This window comes from Kistimonas ophiarachnellae (assembly GCF_057552235.1).
Genome location: NZ_BAAJPA010000076.1, coordinates 1 through 445, shown reverse-complemented (window position 1 = coordinate 445; position 445 = coordinate 1). Strand labels below are relative to the sequence as shown.

At 55.7% G+C, this 445-nt stretch carries 1 protein-coding gene; it reads right to left on the bottom strand.

The window, feature by feature from the left end; genetic code table 11:
• Positions 1-445: Ig-like domain-containing protein (locus tag AC27K1_RS21700; protein ID WP_487152883.1), on the bottom strand; the 445-nt coding region annotated here is incomplete at both ends.

Here is a 445-nt window from a genome sequence, read left to right as displayed (position 1 = left end):
ATTGGCGGCGGGCGTGAATGCCAGATTACTGATTTCTGCCGCAGCGATCTCCTGCCCGTCAGTCACGATCGTACCATTAAGCGTGAGCGAGCCAGCTGCTGGCGCCCGGGTAATCGTGACGGAGTGGAGACTGTCGCCATCCACATCAGTGAAGCCAAAATCAGCTGCCGAGAAGGTGTAGCTGTTATCTTCCGTCACTGTGAGTGAAGCATCAGCAGCAACAGGGGCATCATTGGTGCCCGTCACAGTAATGGTGACATCCGCTGATGACGTTGACCCCTCATTATCGGACATCACATAACGGACCGTGACTGTGGCAGTTTCACCATCGGCCAGCCCGTCGAAATCATTCCCGGGCACAAACTGCAGCTGGTTGTTCACAACACTGACAGAACCCTGTCCTGTCACTGGATTGCCATCGCCATCAACAACCGCCACGCTGTCC